Origin of the sequence: Streptomyces spectabilis (genome assembly GCF_008704795.1) — a bacterium.
GTDB lineage: Bacteria > Actinomycetota > Actinomycetes > Streptomycetales > Streptomycetaceae > Streptomyces > Streptomyces spectabilis.
Window position 1 is genome coordinate 9,521,962 of record NZ_CP023690.1, and the last position, 20,391, is coordinate 9,542,352.

12 protein-coding genes are annotated in these 20,391 nt (G+C 72.1%); 8 read left to right on the forward strand and 4 right to left on the reverse strand.

The features are described 5' to 3' along the window. Nucleotides 1–80: 80 nt before the first annotated feature. The 3 genes from CP982_RS40395 (at nucleotide 81) to CP982_RS40405 (ending at nucleotide 3,607) form a co-directional block, all read left to right on the forward strand. Nucleotides 81–1,499, forward strand: coding sequence for a S41 family peptidase (locus CP982_RS40395; RefSeq protein WP_150515987.1), 1,419 nt, complete (start codon nucleotides 81–83; stop codon nucleotides 1,497–1,499). A 119-nt stretch (nucleotides 1,500–1,618) separates the two neighbouring features. Then, a complete protein-coding gene (locus tag CP982_RS40400) occupies nucleotides 1,619–3,151 on the forward strand; it encodes a cellulase family glycosylhydrolase (protein WP_150515044.1) in 1,533 nt (510 codons plus the stop codon). Between the two features lie 117 nt (nucleotides 3,152–3,268). Further along, nucleotides 3,269–3,607, forward strand: a complete 339-nt coding sequence (locus CP982_RS40405) for a hypothetical protein (protein WP_150515045.1) — start codon at nucleotides 3,269–3,271, stop codon at nucleotides 3,605–3,607. A gap of 54 nt (nucleotides 3,608–3,661) precedes the next feature. Here CP982_RS40405 and CP982_RS40410 read toward each other — a convergent pair whose 3' ends face one another. Next, nucleotides 3,662–4,387 carry an SIR2 family NAD-dependent protein deacylase gene (locus CP982_RS40410; RefSeq protein ID WP_150515046.1) on the reverse strand — a complete coding sequence of 242 codons (726 nt, stop codon included), beginning with the start codon at nucleotides 4,385–4,387 and terminating at the stop codon, nucleotides 3,662–3,664. A gap of 464 nt (nucleotides 4,388–4,851) precedes the next feature. Here CP982_RS40410 and CP982_RS40415 point away from each other — a divergent pair, with 464 nt between their 5' ends. The 3 genes from CP982_RS40415 to CP982_RS40425 all read left to right on the forward strand — a co-directional run bounded on the left by CP982_RS40415 (nucleotide 4,852) and on the right by CP982_RS40425 (nucleotide 14,024). Further along, complete coding sequence (locus CP982_RS40415) at nucleotides 4,852–8,556, forward strand: hypothetical protein (RefSeq protein WP_150515047.1); 3,705 nt, start codon at nucleotides 4,852–4,854, stop codon at nucleotides 8,554–8,556. A gap of 2 nt (nucleotides 8,557–8,558) precedes the next feature. Further along, nucleotides 8,559–12,695, forward strand: a complete 4,137-nt coding sequence (locus CP982_RS40420) for a hypothetical protein (protein ID WP_150515048.1) — start codon at nucleotides 8,559–8,561, stop codon at nucleotides 12,693–12,695. Nucleotides 12,696–12,809: 114 nt separating this feature from the next. After that, complete coding sequence (locus tag CP982_RS40425; RefSeq protein WP_184924909.1) at nucleotides 12,810–14,024, forward strand: FAD-dependent monooxygenase; 1,215 nt, start codon at nucleotides 12,810–12,812, stop codon at nucleotides 14,022–14,024. Between the two features lie 68 nt (nucleotides 14,025–14,092). Here CP982_RS40425 and CP982_RS40430 read toward each other — a convergent pair whose 3' ends face one another. After that, nucleotides 14,093–14,287: an antitoxin gene (locus CP982_RS40430; protein ID WP_150515050.1), complete on the reverse strand. Its 195-nt coding sequence runs from the start codon at nucleotides 14,285–14,287 to the stop codon at nucleotides 14,093–14,095. 118 nt (nucleotides 14,288–14,405) lie between these two features. Between CP982_RS40430 and CP982_RS40435 the strand changes: the two genes are divergently transcribed. Then, entirely contained in the window at nucleotides 14,406–15,152 is a 747-nt protein-coding gene (locus CP982_RS40435) for a class I SAM-dependent DNA methyltransferase (protein WP_150515051.1), read from the forward strand. 26 nt (nucleotides 15,153–15,178) lie between these two features. On the opposite strand, the gene CP982_RS42270 is transcribed toward CP982_RS40435, so the two are convergent. Together CP982_RS42270 and CP982_RS40445 are read right to left on the reverse strand one after the other, a co-directional pair. Beyond that, nucleotides 15,179–15,616 (reverse strand): SRPBCC family protein, encoded by a 438-nt coding sequence (locus CP982_RS42270; protein ID WP_184924912.1) that lies wholly within the window; start codon nucleotides 15,614–15,616, stop codon nucleotides 15,179–15,181. A 39-nt stretch (nucleotides 15,617–15,655) separates the two neighbouring features. Then, nucleotides 15,656–16,585, reverse strand: coding sequence for a LysR family transcriptional regulator (locus tag CP982_RS40445; protein ID WP_150515052.1), 930 nt, complete (start codon nucleotides 16,583–16,585; stop codon nucleotides 15,656–15,658). Nucleotides 16,586–16,784: 199 nt separating this feature from the next. Here CP982_RS40445 and dnaE point away from each other — a divergent pair, with 199 nt between their 5' ends. Further along, nucleotides 16,785–20,384 carry a DNA polymerase III subunit alpha gene (gene dnaE / locus CP982_RS40450; RefSeq protein WP_170316601.1) on the forward strand — a complete coding sequence of 1,200 codons (3,600 nt, stop codon included), beginning with the start codon at nucleotides 16,785–16,787 and terminating at the stop codon, nucleotides 20,382–20,384. The last annotated feature ends 7 nt before the right edge of the window (nucleotides 20,385–20,391 follow it).

Genomic DNA, 20,391 nt, shown 5'->3' on the forward strand with positions numbered 1-20,391 from the left:
CGTACGGAAGCGTGAGGGCGACACGGAGCGCGTCACCGGCCCGCGTCACCGAACCCCTCGCCCATCCGGAAGGCCCCATCGTGCGCACCGCCACCGTCACCGCCACCGCCACCGCCGTCGTCCTGGCCCTGGCCGCGGGCGCCGCGCCGAGCGCCGTCGCGCACGAGCGTCCGACCACCGGCGACGAGCGTCGGACCACCGGCGAGAAGCGGCCGACCGCGGACGGCTACTGGCGCGTGGACGGCTACGGCACCGTCCTCGCCCTACGGAACGGAATCCTCCAGGAGTATCAGACGACCTCCGTGAGCTGCCTCAAGGGCGACTCGGCCCGGCGCACGGGCAACGGGCGTTACACGGCGGCCGACGGCAGCGTCCGCACCGTCCGCACCGGGCCCGGCAAGGACCGGGCGACCCTGAGCTTCGACAGCTCCGTGGGCCACCGCGCCCTGCGGCGCGTCCAGGCGCTGCCGGACGACTGCACGCGCCCCGCCCCGAAGGGGCCCCGTGCCGCCTTCGACGTGTTCTGGCAGTCCTTCGCGGAGAACTACCCGTTCTTCGCGGCCAAGGGCGTCGACTGGGACGCCGTGCGCGAGCGCTACCGCCCCCAGGTGCACACGGACACCACGCGCAAGGAACTGTTCTCGATCTTCAGCAAGATGGTGAAGCCGCTCCACGACGCCCACGTCGCGGTCATCGACGGCAAGCGCGTCTACGCCGAGGTCCGCCCCGGCACCGTCATGCCCTCGAAGAAACTCGACACCAAGGTCAAGAAGTTCATCGAGAAGCGCGACCTGAAGCACGCCACGTACCGCAAGGACTTCGCGGGCGGCCGGATCACCTACGCCGACCTGCCCGGCGGCCAGGGCTATCTGCGGATCTCCGGCTTCGCCGGATACGCGCCCCAGGGCGCTCCGTTCGCCGCGCACCTGGCCGAGCTGGACCGGGCGCTCGACACCGTCCTCACCAAGGACCGCACCCAGCGCCTCAAGGGCCTGATGATCGACCTGCGCGTCAACGGCGGCGGCTCCGACCTCCTGGGCATCCGCATCGCCGAGCGCCTCACCGACACGCCCTACGTCGCGTACTCCAAGCGCGCCCGCAACGACCCCGCGGACCCGGGCAAGCACACCCGCCCCGAGCCCATCCGCGTCCGCCCGGCCGACGCTCCCCGCTACACCGGCCCGATCGCCCTGCTGACCGGCGGCTCGACCGTGAGCGCGGGGGAGACCTTCACACAGGCCCTGATGGACCGGCCCGGCAGGACCGTGCGCGTGGGCCGGCCCACCCAGGGCGTGTTCTCCGACGTCCTGGCGCGCGACCTCCCGGGCGGCATGGCCGTCTGGCTGCCGAACGAGGAGTTCCTCACCCGCACGGGCCGCACCTTCGACGGCACCGGCGTCCCGCCGCACCTGAGCGAACCCGTCTTCACCAAGGAGGAGTTCGCCAAGAACCGCGACTCGGCCTTCGACCGGGCCCTGCGCGTCCTGACCGCGCGGTGACCGAGGGGAACACCAACCAGAGCCTCACGCAGATGTCTTGATGGACCGTCAGCGAACATGTTGGATGTCGCGAACACTTCGACACCGAGGGTGTTCCCGTCAACCACCGGAGGTCCGCCATGGCTCCGCGCCGCGTGCGCCGCCTCGTCCCGGCCGTGCTCCTCGCCGTCGCCCTCCTGGGCGGGGTGCTGACCCCCACCGCCCAAGCCGGTCCCCCCACCGTCCAGGCCGGGCCCGCGGCCGCGCGGGCCGACGACAGCCCGCGCGCCGGAGCCGGGGGCACCTCGCCCCCGGCCGGAGCCACCGACATCCCCCGCCTCACCGACCGCCGCGGCCGCACTCTCACGCTCCGCGGCTGGAACGTCGAGGACAAGACCCACCAGGGTGACGAAGCACTCAGCGCGATCACGGAACGCCACTTCAGGGACCTGCGCGCCCGCGGCTTCAACGTCGCCCGCCTCCTCGTCTTCTGGGACGACCTGGAGCCGCGCCGCGGCCACTACAGCCACCGCTATCTGCGCAAGATCCAGCGCATCCTCGGCTGGGCGCACAAGCACCGCGTCCAGGTCGTCCTCGACGCCCACCAGGACGTGTTCGGACCCGCCTTCGGTCACCGCGGAATCCCCCGCTGGGCGACGCGGACCGACGGGCTTCCGTTCACCCCGCACCCCGACGACTGGTTCGCCGAGTACTTCGAGCCCGCCGTCCAGCGCGCCTTCACGCACCTCTACGAGGACGCGGACCTGCGCACCGCCCAGGTCCGCATGTGGCGCCTGATCGCCGACCGCTTCGGCGGCCACCCGGCACTGCTCGGCTACGACCTCATCAACGAGCCCATGGGCGAACTCCGCCCCGGCGAGGGCCTGGCGACCGCCGCCCGCCGCATCGAGGCGACCCAGCTCACCCCCCTGTACAACCGGCTCGCCGACGCCATCCGCACCCGGGACCACGCCACCTGGCTGTTCGTCGAGCCGACCCCGATCGTCGGCGAAGGCGTCCCCACGGGGCTCGGCCGGATCGACGACGAACGGGTCGTGTACGCGCCGCACTTCTACAACACGGCGATGGAGGCGGGCGCCGACTACGACCCGTCGGCGGGCTGGATCGAGGCGTACGAGCGGGCCGTCACCGCCTACCCGCGCGAGCACGGGCTGCCGGTCGTGGTGGGGGAGTGGGGCCCCCTGAACAACGGTCTGCCGAACATGCGCCGCTTCTACGACGACGCCCTCGCCTCGCTGAACCGCTACTCCTCCGGCTGGGCGGGCTACGTGTGGTGCTACGGCGGCGGCTACTGCGCGCTCGACCCCGACGGCCGCTTCCGCACGAACAAGGAGCGCACCGCGACGCCCTACGCCCCCGCGGTCGCCGGAACCGTGCGCGAGGACGTCCACGACCCGGGCACCGCCACCTACCGCCTCTCCTACCGGGCCACGCGCCGCCCCGGCACCACCGAGCTCTCCCTGCCGCCGAGCCCCACCGGATGGCGCGTCCAGGTCTCCGGCCGCGGGGCGCACGCCAGCGCAGACAGCGTGCCCGCGGGACGGGCGGGCCAGGTGAAGGTGTGGGCGGCCCGCCACGAGGCGGTCGACGTACGGGTCACACCCGGCCCGGGTCACGGCCCGCACGAGTCACCCGAGCGGAAGGCGGACTGAGAGGGGCGTGCCAGGCGCGAACCAGGGGCGCGCGGACCGGCTGCCCGCTCCTGCTTCCCGGTCGTCTGGGACCGTGTCCCCTGGGTGTCTCCACCCCCGTCCGGAACCGTGGCACCCATGACCACCACACGCATGAAGGCGGCGCGCGTCGGCCGGGCGGCCCTCGCCGCCGCTGCCGCCCTCGCCGTCTTCACCGCCCTGCCCACCAGCACCGCCCACGCCGCCGACGGCATCTTCTTCTACCACTCGCCCGAGTCCGGTGACCTGGAGATCGAGGACCCGGACAACGGCGAGTGCTACCTCCTGCTCCAAGGCGCCGACGCCGTCTACAACGACACCGACACCGAGGCCACCGTGTACTACGACCACGGTTGCGAGGAAGCCGCGGAAACCCTGGAGGCCGGTGAGGAGCGCGGCTACTTCGAGCCCCTTCCGCACAGCGTGAAGTTCGGCTGAGAGCCATCCCCTCAGGACGGCGGGGCCGCCCCTCCTTGGCCCCGCCGTCCACCCCTAGCCGGCGAGCCCCCGCAGCAACTCGGGCAGCGCCGTGCCGATCGGCTCGCGCACCACCTCCGCGGCCCGGTCGTCGTACGGAGTCGGCTCGGCGTTGACGATCACGAGGCGCGCACCGAAGTCGGCGGCGAGGCCCGCGAGCCCCGCCGCGGGCTGCACCTGAAGGCTCGTGCCCACCGCGATGAACACCTCGCAGGCCTTGGTGATCGCCACGGCGTCGCCGAGCACCTCCGGATCGAGCCGCTCGCCGAACATCACCGTCGCCGACTTGAGGACGCCCCCACATGTGGTGCACGCCGGATCCGGCTCGCCCGCCTCGACCCGGGCGAGCGCCTCCTCCATCGGCCCGCGCGCACCGCACCCGGCGCACACCACGGAGCGCGCCGAGCCGTGCAGTTCGAGCACCTTGCGGTCCGGCATCCCGGCCAACTGGTGCAGCCCGTCCACGTTCTGCGTGATCACCCGCACCGGGACGCCGGAGCGCTCCAACTCCACCACCGCGTGGTGCGCCGCGTTCGGCCGGGCCCGCAGCGTCCGGTTCTCCCGCCGCATCTGCCACGACCTGCGCCGGATCTCCGGGTCGCCCATGTAGTACTCGTACGTCACGAGCTTCTCGGCCTCGGGGTCGCGCCGCCACAGGCCGTTGGGCCCGCGGTAGTCCGGGATGCCGGAGTCCGTGGAGATGCCGGCTCCGCTGAGAAGGGCGACGAGAGGCTTGCTCATGCCGCCGAGGGTAAGGCGCGGGGGCGCGCCGCGGCGAACGGATTCCGCCGGGCGCACCGCGTCGCGCCCGCGCCCGGCCCGGCGGCGCGCCTCCGGCCGCCTCCGGCTCGTCCGATGGGGTGAGCTGCGCGCATCGATCCCCGCGCGCTCCCGCCGCACAGGGATCCTGAGTCGGAAGCGGCGTGCGGGCAGGAGCTGGCATGAAGGCCGAAATTGACAGCGACGACAGCGTCCGGCGTGCGATAGAACCATGGATCACACATCCCAGGGCGCATCTCACTTCGCTTCCGTGGCGGCTCTGCCACGCCTCACTCCGGCGACGGCGTGGGCACACCGCTCCCTCCTCCCACCGCACGCCAGGCCGGTCGGCCGCGACGCCGGCGTCCTGACACGCCTCCCTCCACCACTCCCGCGACACACCATGCCGCCCTACGGGGTCCTCGGACCCGGCAATGGGAGAACCCATGTCCGTGCCACCGCCGCCGCAGCCCTACCGCCTGCTGCGCGCCACCGACCTCCTCGACCTGCACTTCCGCTTCCTGGGCCTGCGCCTGGAGAAGCCCGTGCTCGGCCCCCGTCAACTGGTCCGCGCGGAGCCGGACGAGCCGGGCCACCTCGTCGTCACCTTCGGCCCCCAGCACGTCGTCGAGCAGGCGTTCTTCGAGATCAGCCCCGGCCTCCCCGAAGCCGCCCAGGACGCCGCCCTCGCGGGGAGCGAACCGCACAAGCCGCCGCCCGTGGCCTCCCGCATCGGCGGCCGCAGCGTCCTGGTGTTCGAGGTGGGTGCCCAGAAGACCGTCACCTACACCGACACCGGCCTGCTCACCGCGATGCGGGAGCTGCCCCTGCGCGTCGTCGACGCCGCCCGCGCACCGGCCGCCGCGACGGGCCTGCACCAGGCCGTGACCAGCGCGCCGGACAACGTCTTCCACGCCCTGCGCCTGGCCCGCACGGTGGCGGAGCTCACGGCGCGGCACGGCGCCGACGCACCCGTCGACGCGGGACTGCGCGCCGCCCCGGCCGCGGAGCCCGCCGCCGGAGCCCGGCCCGAGAACCCGCTCGCGAACCCGGACGACCCGAAGACCGGCATCGAACTGCCCTACCGGCTCCTGCTGTCGCCGCCGCAGGGCGCCACCTGGTCCCACAGCACCGAACTCGCCGACCCCACCGGCCGCGTCGAACTGTGGCACACCCGCCTGCCCGCCACCGGTGCCCGCGCCGTCTGGACGCGCGACCCGGGCTTCGACCCGGCCGTCCCCCACCCCCTTGACCCCACCGGCAACGACTTCATCATGGCCATGACCCCCGAGGACCGGTCATCCGTGGTGCACCTCAGCTCCAACACCCAGCTGCCGGGGGGCTTTCAGCCGACACCGTTGACCGGTGACAACCTCATGCTGTCCGCCATGGGCGGCTGGCTCGACTCCCTGGGGCGCTGGGACCGGCCGCCCGCCGGCTTCGAGGTCACCCAGTGGCGCCACCGCGCGTCCCTGGGCCGCGACCACTACGTACGCGTCATGTACCGGGGCCGTCTCTTCCCCTTCGGTCATCTGGCGGACCTCGTCAAGGTCACCGAGCGCAAGTTCGACCGCGATAGGCCCGACCACGCGGCCTACCTCAACCAGCGGTTCTTCATCATGGTGCGCGAGCCGGTCCGCCGCTACGGCGCGCCCGAGGACACCGAGGAACTGAAGCGGCTGCGCCGCCTCTTCCCGTTCACCAGCGTCCGCCTGCTCACCCTCGTCACCCCCGACCTGCACGCGCCACGCCCCTTCCCCGGCCTTGCCGAAGCCCTTGAGGACCCGCCCAACAAGAGGCTCGCCTTCTTCCCGGAGACCGACGAGGAGGTGCCCTTCCAGTTCCAGGTGAGCATGACCGACCTCGACGGCCGCCTCGTGGAGTTCCGCACGCCCATGGCCTTCGTCGGCAAGAACCTGTACGAGAGCCGTGCCGACGTGGAGAACTTCGTCGCCCGCTACACACCGGCCCTGACCGCGCCGAGCCCCGCGCCGCCCGACCTGAGCCACGACGAGGTCAAGCGCGTCGTCGCCGACGTACGCGGCCAGGCCATCGCCTACGCGCCGAGCCACAAGCCGGACGACACGACCCTCTCCACCGGCCAGCTCGTCTGGGGCGCCGCGAACACCCCGGCGTCCGCCCCCGCCGATGAGCCCCTGTTCCTGCCCACCGTGCGCTGGGCACGGGCCGTCGTGCCCGCCCTCAGCCGCTTCGGCACCGGCTCCGGCGGGGACCGGCCGCAGTCGGTGTTCCACCCCGAGCCGTACGTACGCGATGCCTTCACCGACGCGAACAAGGGCCAGCTGTTCATCGAACTCGTCGAGCCCTTCGACCTGACCTTCAGCGGGGGAGGACAGAGCGCCGGAGCCCTCGCCCAGCCGAACTTCTCCGTCGCGGGTCTGTCCCGGCTGACCGGCCCGGTCGCCGCCGTCCCCGCCACGTCCCTCGGGCCCGCCGCCGACCCGGCCGACAAGTGGGTCAACCTCCTCCAGGGCCGGTTCAACCCGCTCGACTACTTCAAGCAGATCGCCGACGCCAAGCTGTTCGGAATGTTCCCGCTGTGGGAGATCCTCAAGGAGGTCGGCCTCGACAAGCTCAAGGCGCCGAACTTCCTCACGGCGACCGTCAACGCCGTCACCGGCTTCCTCAGCGATCTGCGCGGTCTGCGCGACACCCTGGCAAGCGTCCAGGAGCAGTTCCCGGAGACCGCCGACCGCGTCACCCGCGTCGTCGACACCGCGACACGCTTCGTCGAGGTGCTCCTCGCCTACATCACCAGCAACGTGGAACACCGTCCCGATCCCACGCGCATCGAGGACGTCGACACCGCCTTCCGCGCCTTCGCCGACGCCCTGAGGGACCTGCGCGTCAACCTGCCCGCCGGGGTCGAGACCGGGGTGCGGCAACTGCTCACCCGCATCGCCGAGGCGACGGCCACGTACGAGAACGGGGCGGGAGAAGTCCTCGCGCTGCGGGACGCCATCAAGACGGCCGCGCTCGGCGCCAAGCTGCCGGACGTCGTCAGCTCCCGCCTTCAGTGGCAGCCGGACATCAAACCGTGGGCGCCGGACCGGAAGGACCCCCCGACGCGGGAGAAGGACGCCGTCTTCTGGCCCACCGGCAAGCTGACCCTCGTCGCGGACCTGCGCGGCTCACTGCGCCCCGACGTGCCCCAGGCCGCCGACGTCACCTGCACGCTCGACAACTTCAAGCTGCGCATGGTCCCGGACTTCGAAGCGATCGCCCTGGACTTCGAGCGGATCCGCTTCACCATGCGCGCCGGGAAGAAGCCGGACGTCGAGGTGAAGTTCCGCGACCTCGAGTTCATCGGCCACCTGGAGTTCATCCAGACCCTGCGCAACCTCATCCCGCTCGACGGCTTCAGCGACCCGCCCGCCCTCACCGTGGACAGCTCCGGCATCCACGCCAACTACTCGATGCAGCTGCCCAACGCGGCCGTCGGCGTGTTCAGCCTGGAGAACCTCTCCCTGAACGCGATGCTCTCCGTGCCGTTCATCGGGAACACCCCGCTCCAGGCGGGCTTCTCCTTCTGCCGCCGCGAGGCGCCCTTCCGCCTCACCGTGTCGATGCTCGGCGGTGGCGGCTACTTCGGCATCGTCCTGAACCCCAAGGAAATCGCCGTCCTGGACGCCGCCCTGGAGTTCGGCGCCGCGGTGTCCATGAACTTCGGCGTGGCCAGCGGCAGCCTGTCCGTCATGGCGGGCGTCTACTTCCGGCTCGAAGTGCGCCACATCACGCCCGACCCGAGCAGGCCGGACCACAAGGTGAGCCGCCCGAGCGTCAAGCTCGTCGGCTACCTCCGCGCCCGCGGCGAGGTCGACGTCCTCGGCATCGTCTCCGCCTCCATCGAGCTCTACCTGGAACTCGGCTACGAGGACGGCTACGCCGTCGGCCGCGCCCGCCTCACCATCAGCATCGAGATCGGCTTCTTCGAGAAGTCCGTGACGATCCGCTGCGAGAAGAAGTTCGCCGGCAGCGGCAAGCGCGACGGGTTCGCGGGCGCCGCCCCCGCCCCCGAGCTCACACCGCCGTCGTTCGCCGACCTCATGTCGCCGTACACCGACCCGGTCACGGGCGCCCGCGTCGACCCCGTCCTCGACTACTGCACGGCCTTCGCGGAGGTGAACTGACCATGGTGGACAGCATCCGATGGACCGTCCTGCCCGACGGTGTCATCGAGGGTGACACCGTACGCGTGTCCGTCCTCGTCACCCCGAACCTGACCGACATCAGCCGACTCGGCCAGTCCGACGCGTTCATCAGATGGCCCGAGCGGCTCACCACCCTGCTGTCCGGTCTGACGTTCGAGTTCGACACCCCCGAACACACCTACGTCACCCAGCACGAGCCGACCGGCCGCTACCCCGCGGCCGACCTCGACGTGTGGCAGGCCCTGTTCAAGGACACCACCCTGGTGAAAGCGCCGACGCAGGCGGCCGCGCTCGCCGCCGAGGCACCGAAGACGCTGCGCTCCTTCCCCGGCAAGATGGTGCACGACGAGGTCACCGGCGTGTACCAGGCCGTCGCGGTGACCACGACGCGCAGCCGCCTGGGCGGCGAATGGGCCCGCCAGGAGCGCGCCCTGTGCGAGGAGCCCCCGACGGACCACCGGGGCTGGGAGATGCCCGCCCTGTATCTGATGCCCGACATCATCAGCACACAGGTCCTCACCATCGGCCGGGACATGGCGAAGGGCTACGAGGCGGTGAAGGCGGCGCTCAACCCGCACAGCGACGACCCGCGTGCCGCCGCGGACGACTTCACCCCGCGCTTCATGGACCGTACGACCGACGTGTACCACCAGACCGCGCACCAGCACATGCTGCCCCTGGCCGAGACCGCCCTGTTCTACGACCGGCCCAAGCCGACGCCCCAGGCCGCGTCGGAGGATGAGGAAACGCACCGCGTCGACTTCCACGAGGCGTGCGGCCTGCTCGGCGACTATCCGGAGCTGCAGCGCAGGTTCGGCCTCGTCGTCGACCGGAAGTTCACCCTGCCCGCGGGCGTGCCCGACGGCGCCTCCGTCCGGGTGCGGTTCGACAGCGGCGTCCCCGGCGCCGACGTCCTCAACGCCGACGCGCGCTGCCCCTGGACGAAGATCCGGCTCGTGCGGGGCAGCGTCTTCGAAGCGGGAGTCGAAACCGAGGGCCTGATCACCGGCGGGATGCTGAACCTCGGCGCTCCCGACACCTGGCACCTCACCGAACTGGACGTGGACGCCGCGGTCCTGAAGCACCTCGACTACGCCCGCACCATCGCGGTCCTGTACGACCGCGAGGTGCCGGCGAGCCCCGGATCGGTCGCCTACCAGGTCGCGGGCACCGCCACCCCGGCCGCCCGCGGCGGTGGCATCACCCTGCTGCACACCGACCGCGACCGGCACCTAGCGGGGCAGATCGGCACCGACTTCAAGCGCCGCGCCGGCACCGGGAAGATCCATCTGACGGCCGAGAGCCTGGTGCGCGGCTACCGCGTGGACATCGGCACCGTCGACCCGGCCACCGGCGCCGTCCGCCAGTGGCAGTCGCTGCTGCGCCGCCGCGGCCGCTACACGATCCGGTGGCCCGGACAGCAGCCCGTGCCCCTCCAGGTCCGCCCCGACGAGGGCCTGGTGCGCGCCAGCGCCGTGACCGCCCAGTCCGTCGGCGCCGAGGACGTCTACGGCCACCAGGCCGTCTTCGGCTGGCACGGCTGGAGCCTGGCCGCGCCCCGCCCGGGCCGCACCATCGGCCTCGACGACGAGCCGGAGGCACCCGCCCCGCCCGTGTCGCCGGACGTGCCCCTGGAGACCAGGTTCACGGCGGAGCCCGGCTCGCTGCCCGCGCTGCGCTTCGGCCGCACGTACCGCATGCGCGCCCGCGTCGTCGACCTCGCGGGGAACAGCCTCGAGCACACGGCGAGCACACCCGAGGCCGTCCAGTCCGACGCCCTCACCTACGGCCGCTGGGAGCCTGTCCCGCAGCCCGTGGTGGTGCCGCTCCTGCCGTTCAACGAAGGCGAGTCCGCCGAGCGCCTGGTCATCCGCAGCACCGTCACCGACGACGGCCGCCACATCTCGCCCGACGAGTACGTCCTGTGGCGCTCCAACGTCCCCGACCACAAGGCGCGCTCCGACGTCGACGGCCTCGACCGCCAGTACAAGCCGATCGCGGAACGGCACGTGGCACCGCCGAAGACGGCCCTGCAGATGGCCGAGGAACACGGTGTGTTCGACGCCGCCTTCGGCGCGGGCAGACCCGACCGGGTGCGCGAGGAGTACTTCGCCGCCGCCTCCCGCGAGTCCGGGTCCTTCCTGGACACCGTCGTACGCGACCCGCACTGGCCGCACCTCCAGCGCGACCTGCTGCTCGAGGGCTCCATCCGCGTCGCCAAGCACGACGTGCACGACCCGCTGCCCGTCACCCCGCTGCCCCTCGCACGCCGCGGCGCCGGGCTGAAGCGGGGTGAGTTCATCGTGCACGACACCCACCAACTGCTCCTGCCGTACCTCCCGGACGTCCTCGCCGAGGGCGTCATGCTGCGCGGCCTTCCCGGCGACCGGGAGAACCGCAAGATCCCCTTCCCCGGCTCCTGGCCGCAGGCCGAGCCCTTCCGGATCCGGATCAAGGAAGGCAGCGGCGAACCCCACTGGGTCGGTCTCACCCAGCGCGTCCTGGAGGTGTACCTGCCCAAGGGCGAGATCGCCACGGTCCGCCTGAGCTGCTATCTGGACCCGCGGAAGCTCCCCCTGCTGCGCCAGTGGGGGCTGCTCACCGAGTCCGCCTTCTGGCAGGACCTGCGCGACGAGGACCGGGCGTTCCTCACCCGGGCCACCGCCGACGGCGAGAACTGGATGCTCACGCCGTGGACGGAGATCACGCTGGTGCACGCGGTGGAGAAGCCCGTCGAGCCACCGCGCCTGGCCGAACTCGCCGCGTCCCGGGTGGCCGAGCGGACCGCGGCCGACATCACCCTCCAGGTCACCAGCCACGCCGAGAGCACCGGCCACGTCGAGGTGGACGCCCGCTGGAGCGAGTGGCTCGACGACGTCACCCAGGCCGGGCCCACCCGCGTCGCCGGACACAAGCAGCTGGAGGACATCACCCTCGGCTACACCGACGACGAGGAACGGGTCACCCGCACCCACGAGTTCGGCGACACCCGGCACCGCAACGTCCTGTACACGCCGACCGCCGTCACCCGCTTCCGCGAGTACTTCCACCCCAGCCTCACCGACGACCGCGCCAAGGTCACCCGCCTCGGCCCGACCGCGGCCCCCCTGCCGGTGCCCAGCTCCCGCAGGCCCGAACCACCCGCCGTCGCCTACGTCGTGCCGACCCTGCGCCACGACCGCAGCGTCGACCAGCAGCGGGCGGCCGTCACCCAGCGCCGCCGCCCCGCGGGCCTGCGCGTCCATCTGAACCGCCCCTGGTACTCCTCGGGCGACGACGAGATGCTCGCCGTGGTGCTCGACACGGGCACTGGCCTGCCCGACACCCTCGCCACCCGCTGGGGCGTCGACCCGGTCTGGTCCGACACCACGGTCCTGCCGCGCCCGCAGGCCACGCACTTCCCGAACGCCGAGAAGCGCCCGACCGGTCTGCGCCTGCCCGGCTCACCCGACACGGCCCCGGTCCTGGTCGACGCCGCGGCCTTCACCCCGTCGTACGACAAGGGACGCAAGCTCTGGTACGTCGACATCGACGTGGACTTCGGCAGCGGCGGTGCCACCGCCTACTTCCCGTATCTGCGCCTCGCGCTCGCCCGCTACCAGCCGTACGCGATCGACCCGCTGCACCTGTCGAAGGTGGAGCGGGCGGAGTTCGCGCAGCTCCTGCCGCCGCGCACGCTCACCGGGCGGCGCGAGGGCACCCAGCTCACGGTCGCCCTCACCGGCCCGGCCACGTACAACGAACTGGGCGAGATCAGCGGCACGGGCACCGCCGCCGCGGCCGCGTGCCGCCGGGTCACCCTCACCCTCCAGACCCGGGCGAGCCTGGGCGACGACGACATGGACTGGAAGCAACTGGGCACCCCGGCGGACCTGGCCTGCCGCGCCGACGGCACGGGCTTCGCCTGGTCCGGCGGCATCACGGCCCCCACCGGTCAACCCCTCACCCTCTACCGGCTGCTCGTCCAGGAGCACGAGCTCTACCGCACCGACAAGGACACGGCGACCGACACGGTCACCGTCAACGGCACCCCCCTACCGGCCGCCAGGCGCCTGGTGCACGCCGACTACTTCGACCTGACCGTCGGCCTCCTGGGCCGGATCGACTTCAAGCTGTAGGAAACCGGCCCGGCCGAGCAGGCCGGGCCCCACCGCAGCGCGTCGGGAAACCACCACCTCTGCTGCTACTCTCTGTCATCGCATGGTCATCGTGAGCAACTTGCAGAGGTGTGCGTGAAGGTCACCTGCGTCGGAGGCGGGCCCGCCGGTCTCTATCTCTCCATCCTGCTGAAACGGCAGGACCCGTCCACCGAGATCACCGTCCACGAGCGCAACGCGGAGGGCTCCACCTACGGCTGGGGCGTCACGTACTGGCGCGGGCTCCTCGACAAACTCCACGCGCACGACCCCGAGTCCGCGCGCGCCGTCGAGGAGGCCTCCGTCCGCTGGTGCGACGGCGTCGCACACGTGGGGGACCGGAGCACACGCCACCGCGGCGACGAGGGCTTCGGCATCGGCCGCCACCGGCTCCTCGAACTCCTCGCCGCACGGGCCCGGTCCCTCGGCGTCCGCCTGGAGTTCGGCCACGAGATGACGGCCGACGAACTGCCCGCCGACGCCGACCTGGTCGTCGCCGGTGACGGCCTGCACAGCACGCTGCGCGGCCGGAGCGCGGACCACCACGGCACGCGCGTCACCGCCGGGCGCAACCCGTACATCTGGCTCGGCACCCCCAAGGTCTTCGACGCCTTCACCTTCGCCTTCGTGGAGACCGAGCACGGCTGGATCTGGTGCTACGCGTACGGCTACGGCGCCGAGGGCAGCACCTGCGTCGTCGAGTGCGCCCCGGAGACCTGGACCGGGCTCGGCCTCGACCGCGCGGACGAGGCCGAAGGCCTGACCCTCCTCGGCAAGCTCTTCGAGCGCCTCCTGGACGGGCACCCGCTGATCGGCCGCTCCACCAGCGACGGCCGGACCCAGTGGCTGACCTTCCAGACCCTCACCAACCAGCGCTGGTACCGCGACAACGTCGTACTCCTCGGCGACGCCGCGCACACCACGCACTACTCCATCGGCGCGGGCACCACCCTCGCCCTGGAGGACGCCATCGCCCTCGCCGCGGCCCTGCGCGCTCACCCCACGCTCCCGGGAGCGCTCGCCGCCTACCAGCGGGAGCGCGAGGCCGCCCTCCTGCCCGTCCAGAGCGCGGCCCGCCACAGCGCCCAGTGGTACGAGAACCTGCCGCGGTACATCAACCTGCCCCCGCACCGCATGTTCGCCCTGCTCGGCCAGCGCCACTCGCCACTGCTGCCGTACGTCCCGCCGCAGCTCTACTACGGCCTCGACAAGGCCGTCGGACAGGTCGACGCGCTGCGCCGGTTCAAGCGCTGGCTGGGCCCGAAGCTCGCCAGGACCGCGCACACGCGCGCCCCGGCCGGTCGCGACTAGCGCCGAGCGGCCGGGTCACGTGCCGTCCCCGTGGCCCGGGCCGGGGCCCGGACCACTCGGTGCCTCGATCAGGACTGCGGCGGGTTCTGCTGCCCCTGGTCGCCGCCCAGCTGCCCCTTGAGCTTCTCCTGGGCGGTGTCGACCTGGCTGCTGTACTTGCCCTGCGTCTTGTCGTCGACGAAGTCTCCCGCCTTGTCGATGCCCTGGCCCGCCTTGTCCTCGTGGCCCTTCAGCATCTGCTTGAGCTTGTCCATCACAGACATGGGATGTCTCCTTGCGCTGTCGCCCCTGTCTCCAGGTTCACCGCGCACCGACCGATCCGCATCCCGTGCGGCGGAAAACCCTGTGCGTCACCGGAGCCCCGGGCGCTACCGTCCCGGCATGCCCCATGAGGACGGACACTTCGCGGAAGAGGTCGCCGCCACCTACGACGAGTCGTCGGCGGACATGTTCCGCCCGGAGGCGGTGGACCCGGTCGTCGACGTCCTCGCCGCGCTGGCGGGGGACGGACAGGCGCTGGAGTTCGGCGTCGGCACGGGCCGCATCGCCCTGCCGCTGTCGCGGCGCGGCGTCCCGGTGCACGGCATCGAGATGTCCCGGGCCATGGCGTCCCGGCTGCGGGACAAGCCGGGCGGCGACGCCGTCGGCGTGACCATCGGCGACTTCGCCTCGACCCACGTGGCGGACGCGAGCTCGGCCTCCGTCGTTTATCTCGTCTTCAACACGATCAACAACCTGACCACGCAGGACGCCCAGGTGGCCTGCTTCCACAACGCCGCGGCCCATCTGCGCCCCGGCGGCAGCTTCGTGATCGAGGTCGGCGTGCCCGACCTGCGGCTCCTGCCGCCCGGCCAGACCGCCGTACCGTTCCACATCAGCTCCACGCAGTGGGCCTTCGACACCTACGACGTCGCCACGCAGTCGATGAGCTCGCACTACGTGACGATCGTCGACGGCCGCGCCGAGCACCGCGCGGTTCCGTTCCGGTACGTGTGGCCCGCCGAGCTCGACCTGATGGCGCGGCTCGCCGGACTGCGGCTGCGCGACCGCTGGGAGGACTGGCACCGCAAGCCCTTCACCAGCGAGAGCACAAGCCATGTCTCGGTGTGGGAGAAGCCCGCCGACTGACCGGCCCCCGGCCCTCGGCCACTGAGTCAACGCCCGGCGAGGAGCGCGTCGACGGCCCGCCCGAACAGCCACGACGCCGACCGCGCCACCACGGGATCCAGCGCCCGCGGCAGCCACCGGACCCGCAGCTCCTCACGCCAGACGACCCGCGCGCCCCCGCTGTCGCTGCGAGGGCCCACCTCTATCTCGGCCCAGCCGGTGACGAAGGTGCCGCGCTTGACCAGGCGGCAGGCCCCGTGCCGTCCCCGCGGCGGCCGCCAGACCACGACCTCCATCAGATCCTCGAACGCCAGCGGCCCCACCCCGGACCGCGCGGTCAGCAGGGCGCCCACGCCGCCCGCCGCCCCGGAGACCGTGACCCTGGTCAGGGGCATGACCTGCCCGTGCCGCTCCCAGTCCGTCAGGCGCAGCCACGCCTCGTCGGCGCTCAGCGGCGTGGTGCGGACGATGCGGAAGAGGGCCATGCGCCGATCGTAGGCAGACCGCAGGGCCACGAGGCGCCGTCAGCGGGCCCACTCCGGCTTCCAGACGTCGGCATCCGGCGCGTCCGGGTGCGCGGAGACGAGGTGGTCGCGCAGCGTGGCCAGGGCCGGGTGCGGGTTGTCGGCGCGCCAGAGCAGGGAGTGCGGGTAGACCGGCGTCGGGTCGCGAAGGGGCACGAGCCGCAGGTCGTGGCCCACCGGCCAGACGAGGGGAGTGCGCTCGCTCAGGAAGGTCGCGAGGGTCGTGGAGTCCACGATCGTGTCGAGGAGGGCCTCGACGCCGAAGTCGGGGCCGATCGCGTCGATGGACAGGCCGAAGGCCTCGGCGAGCGCGTCGTAGTACGCCGCCCACTCGGTCCCGGGGGCGTTGCCGGGCATCCAGATACGGTGCCCGGCGAGGTCGGCGAGCCTGACCGACGGGGCGGACGCGAACGGGTGGGCGGGCCCGGTGAACAGGCGCAGCGGCTCGTCGAGGACGGGCACCGCCCTGATGCCGTCCGGCAGTTGCCGGCCCGGCATGGTCACGGCCCGGAACGTGGCGTCGATGGTGCCGGACGCGAGGGCCTCGACGGCCGCGTCGGCGCCGTAGAGCGTGACGACGTCGAGCTCCACGTCCGGGTGCGCGCGGTGGAAGTCGCGCACCAGACCCGCGGTCGCGACGCGGCGGCCGACCACGTCCACGCGCAGGGCGCGCCGCCCCGGGCGCACGGACGCGGCGGCCCGCTCCTCGGCCAGGAGCAGCGCCCGGGCGTGCGGCAGGAACGCCTGCCCGTCGATGGTGAGCCGGGCCCCGCGCGGAGTACGGGCGAACAGGCGCACGCCGAGCTCCTCCTCGAGCGCGGCGACACGCTTGGAGACGGCCTGCTGGGTGAGCGACAGATCGACGGCGGCCTTCTGGAACTGCCCGGCATCCGCGGCGGCGACGAAGGTGCGTACGGAGTTGAGATCCACACCGCGCAGCCTACTGACACAACACATGGTTGTGGCTCGCTGGGGAGCAGGTTGTTTGATCGGAGGCGTGGACGCTCGCTTTGATGGCGCCTTGACGGCGCCGGTCAACGAATGGTTGCCCGAACCGGCCGGTCGCGAGCGTGCTGCGCATGCCCCGGCCCGGCGGCGCCCCGCCCCTCACCCCGGAGGTGACGCACCCGTGTCCGACTCCTTCGTCCATCTGCACAACCACACCGAGTACTCGATGCTGGACGGCGCCCAGAAGCTGCGGCCCATGTTCGCCGAGGTGGCCCGGCAGCGGATGCCCGCCATCGCCATGAGCGACCACGGGAACATGTTCGGCGCCTACGAGTTCGCGCAGGTGGCGAAGGACTTCGACGGCGTGCGGCCGATCATCGGCGTCGAGGCGTACATGGCGCCCTCGTCACGCTTCGCGCGCAAGCAGGAGTTCTGGGGGCCGGGCGGCCGCCGAGCCGTCGGTCACGACGGCGAGGGCTCCAAGGACGTCTCCGGCGGCGGCCGCTTCACCCACATGACCATGTGGGCCCGCAACGCCCAAGGGCTGCGCAACCTCTTCCGGCTCAGCACCCGGGCCAGCTACGAGGGCCAGTTCCCCGCGGGCAAGCCGCGCATGGACCGCGAGCTGATCGCCGAACGCCCCGACGGCATCATCGCCACCACAGGCTGCCCCTCCGGCGAGATCCAGACGCGCCTGCGCCTCGACCAGTACGACGAGGCGAAGACCGCCGCCGCGGCCTGGCAGGACCTCTTCGGCCGCGAGAACTACTTCCTGGAGCTGATGGACCACGGCCTGGACATCGAACGCGAGGTGCGCGCCGGACTGCTGCGCCTGGCCGACGAACTCGGCATCCCCCTGCTCGCCACCAACGACGCGCACTACGTCACCGAGGACCAGGCCGACGCCCACGACAACCTGCTGTGCATCGGCGTCGGCAAGAACAAGGACGACCCGAGGCGCTTCCGCTTCAACGGCTCCGGCTACTACCTCAAGAGCGCCGCCCAGATGCGCGCGCTGTTCTCGGAGCTCCCACAGGCCTGCGACAACACCCTGCTGATCGCCGAGCGCGTCGAGCCCTACGACGAAGTCTTCGACCACGTCGACGAGATGCCGCGCTTCCCGGACGTCCCCGAGGGCCACACCCAGGAGTCGTGGCTGCGCGAGGAGGTCCGCAAGGGGCTCATCCTGCGCTACGGCGACCCGGTCCCCGCACACGTCCTCGACCGCTTCGAGACCGAGATGTCGGTCATCGGCCCCATGGGGTTCAGCGCGTACTTCCTCGTCGTCGCCGACATCTGCCGCTACGCCCGCGACAACGGGATCCCCATCGGACCCGGCCGCGGCTCGGCGACCGGCTCCCTCGTCGCCTACGCGACGCGCATCACCGAGCTGTGCCCGCTGGAACACGGCCTGCTCTTCGAGCGGTTCCTGAACCCCGAGCGCATCAACCCGCCGGACGTCGACCTCGACTTCGACGACCGCCGACGCGACCGCATGGTCCGCTACGTCACCGAGAAGTACGGCGACGAGTACACCGCCTTCGTGAACACCTTCGGCACCATCAAGGCGAAGAACGCGATCAAGGACTCCTCGCGCATCCTCGGCTACCCCTACGCCCACGGCGAGCGCATCACCAAGGCGCTCCCGCCCGACCAGAACGGCAAGCCCGCCCCGCTGGCCGCCGTCTTCGACCCCGCGCACCCGCGCTACGCGGAGGCCGGGGAGCTCCGGCAGCTGTACGAGGCGGATCCGGACGTCAAGCGGGTCATCGACACCGCGCGCGGCGTGGAGGGCCTCACCCGCGGCACCGGCGTGCACGCCGCCGCCGTGATCCTGTCCAAGACGCGCCTCACCGACCGGATCCCGCTGCACATGCGCGCCGCCGACGGCGCGAAGATCACCGGCTTCGACTACCCGTCGTGCGAGGCGATGGGCCTGATCAAGATGGACTTCCTGGGCCTGCGGAACCTCGGCGTCATCGACCAGGCCCTCGCCAACATCCGGGAGAACCGCGGAGTCCGCCTGGCCACCGTCGACCCGGGCGACGGCGACCCGGACACCGTCGTGATCCCCCTCGACGACGCGAGGACGTACCGGCTGCTCGCCGAGGGCAACACCTTCGGCGTGTTCCAGCTCGACGGCGGCGGCATGCGGGCCCTGCTCAAGCTGATGGCACCCACCCGCTTCGAGGACATCGCGGCCGCCAACGCCCTGTACCGGCCCGGCCCCATGGCCGCCAACGCCCACACCAACTACGCGCTGCGGCAGAACGGCAAGCAGGAACCCGCCCCGATCCACCCCGAGCTGAAGGAGGCCCTCGACCCGATCCTCGGCTCCACCCACCACCTGCTGATCTTCCAGGAACAGATCATGGCCATCGCCCGCCAGCTCGCCGGGTACACCCTGGGCGGCGCCGACATGCTGCGCCGCGCGATGGGCAAGAAGAAGCCCGAGGTGCTCGCCGCCGAGTGGGAGAAGTTCCACGGCGGCATGCGCGCGAACGGCTACTCCGACGAGGCCGTCAAGGCCCTCTGGGACGTGATGCTGCCGTTCTCCGGCTACGCCTTCAACAAGTCCCACACCGCCGGATACGGCCTCGTGTCGTACTGGACCGCCTACCTCAAGGCGAACTACCCGGCCGAGTACATGGCCGCCCTGCTCACCTCGGTCGGCGACGACAAGGACAAGGCCGCGGTCTATCTGGCCGACGCCCGCAAGAACGGCGTCCGGGTCCTCCAGCCCGACGTGAACGAGTCCCTCGCGGAGTTCACCGCGATCGGCGACGACGTCCGGTTCGGCCTGCGCTCCGTGCGCAACGTCGGCGACAGCGTCATCGAGGCCGTCGTCGACGCCCGCCGCCGCAAGGGGAAGTTCACCTCCTTCCCCGACTTCCTCGACAAGGCCGACCTGCCCGCGCTGCCCAAACGGGCGGTGGAATCCCTGATCAAGGCCGGGGCCTTCGACTCGCTCGGGCACTCGCGCAAGGGCCTGACAGCCGTCCACGAGGACGCCATCGACGCGATCACCCCGGTGAAGAAGGCGGCGGCCTTCGGCCAGGACGACCTGTTCGCGCACCTCGGCGGCCCGCAGGACGCCGACACACCGGCCTTCGGTCTCGACTTCCCCCTCGACGCGACGGAGTGGCCGCGCGGACAGCTCCTGGCGACCGAGCGCGAGATGCTCGGCCTCTACGTCTCCGCCCACCCGCTCGACGGCGCCGAGCACATCCTCACCGGCGCCCGGGACCGCTCCATCGCCGAACTCCTCGCCTCCGGCCGCACCGGCGGCGAGGTCCGGCTCTCCGGCCTGATCACCGGCATCCAGCGCAAGGTGACCAAGCAGGGCAACGCCTGGGCCGTCGTCCAGCTCGCCGACCGCGACGCGAGCGTGGAGGTCCTCTTCTTCCCCGCCGCCTACCAGCTGGTCCAGCACGCCCTGACCGAGGACAACGTCATCTCCGTCCGGGGCAGGGCCGAGGACCGCGACGGCACCCTCAACGTCTTCGGCCGCGAGCTCACCGTGCTCGACGTGTCCTCCGCCGAGCACGGCGGCAGGCCGCCCGTCCTGCTCGCCCTGCCCGCCCACCGCGTCACCGAGCGGTCCGTGGCCGGCCTCAAACGGATCCTGGCCGCCCACCCCGGAGACAGCCCCGTCCGCCTCACCGTCCGCGGCCCGCGCAAGACCACCGTCTACGCCCTGGAGGCGAGGGTGAACGCCGCCACCCTCGCCTCCGACGTCAAGGGCACCTTCGGGGCCGACGCGTGGGCGGGCACCGGGTGACCCCGAC

What these genes read in the sequence shown, in the direction of transcription:
- CP982_RS40420 (WP_150515048.1), top strand. Translation starts at nt 8,559, where the DNA reads ATGGTGGACAGCATCCGATGGACCGTCCTGCCCGACGGTGTCATCGAG.
- CP982_RS40405 (WP_150515045.1), top strand. Translation starts at nt 3,269, where the DNA reads ATGACCACCACACGCATGAAGGCGGCGCGCGTCGGCCGGGCGGCCCTC.
- CP982_RS40435 (WP_150515051.1), top strand. Translation starts at nt 14,406, where the DNA reads ATGCCCCATGAGGACGGACACTTCGCGGAAGAGGTCGCCGCCACCTAC.
- CP982_RS40415 (WP_150515047.1), top strand. Translation starts at nt 4,852, where the DNA reads ATGTCCGTGCCACCGCCGCCGCAGCCCTACCGCCTGCTGCGCGCCACC.
- CP982_RS42270 (WP_184924912.1), bottom strand. Translation starts at nt 15,616, where the DNA reads ATGGCCCTCTTCCGCATCGTCCGCACCACGCCGCTGAGCGCCGACGAG.
- CP982_RS40400 (WP_150515044.1), top strand. Translation starts at nt 1,619, where the DNA reads ATGGCTCCGCGCCGCGTGCGCCGCCTCGTCCCGGCCGTGCTCCTCGCC.
- CP982_RS40430 (WP_150515050.1), bottom strand. Translation starts at nt 14,287, where the DNA reads ATGTCTGTGATGGACAAGCTCAAGCAGATGCTGAAGGGCCACGAGGAC.
- CP982_RS40410 (WP_150515046.1), bottom strand. Translation starts at nt 4,387, where the DNA reads ATGAGCAAGCCTCTCGTCGCCCTTCTCAGCGGAGCCGGCATCTCCACG.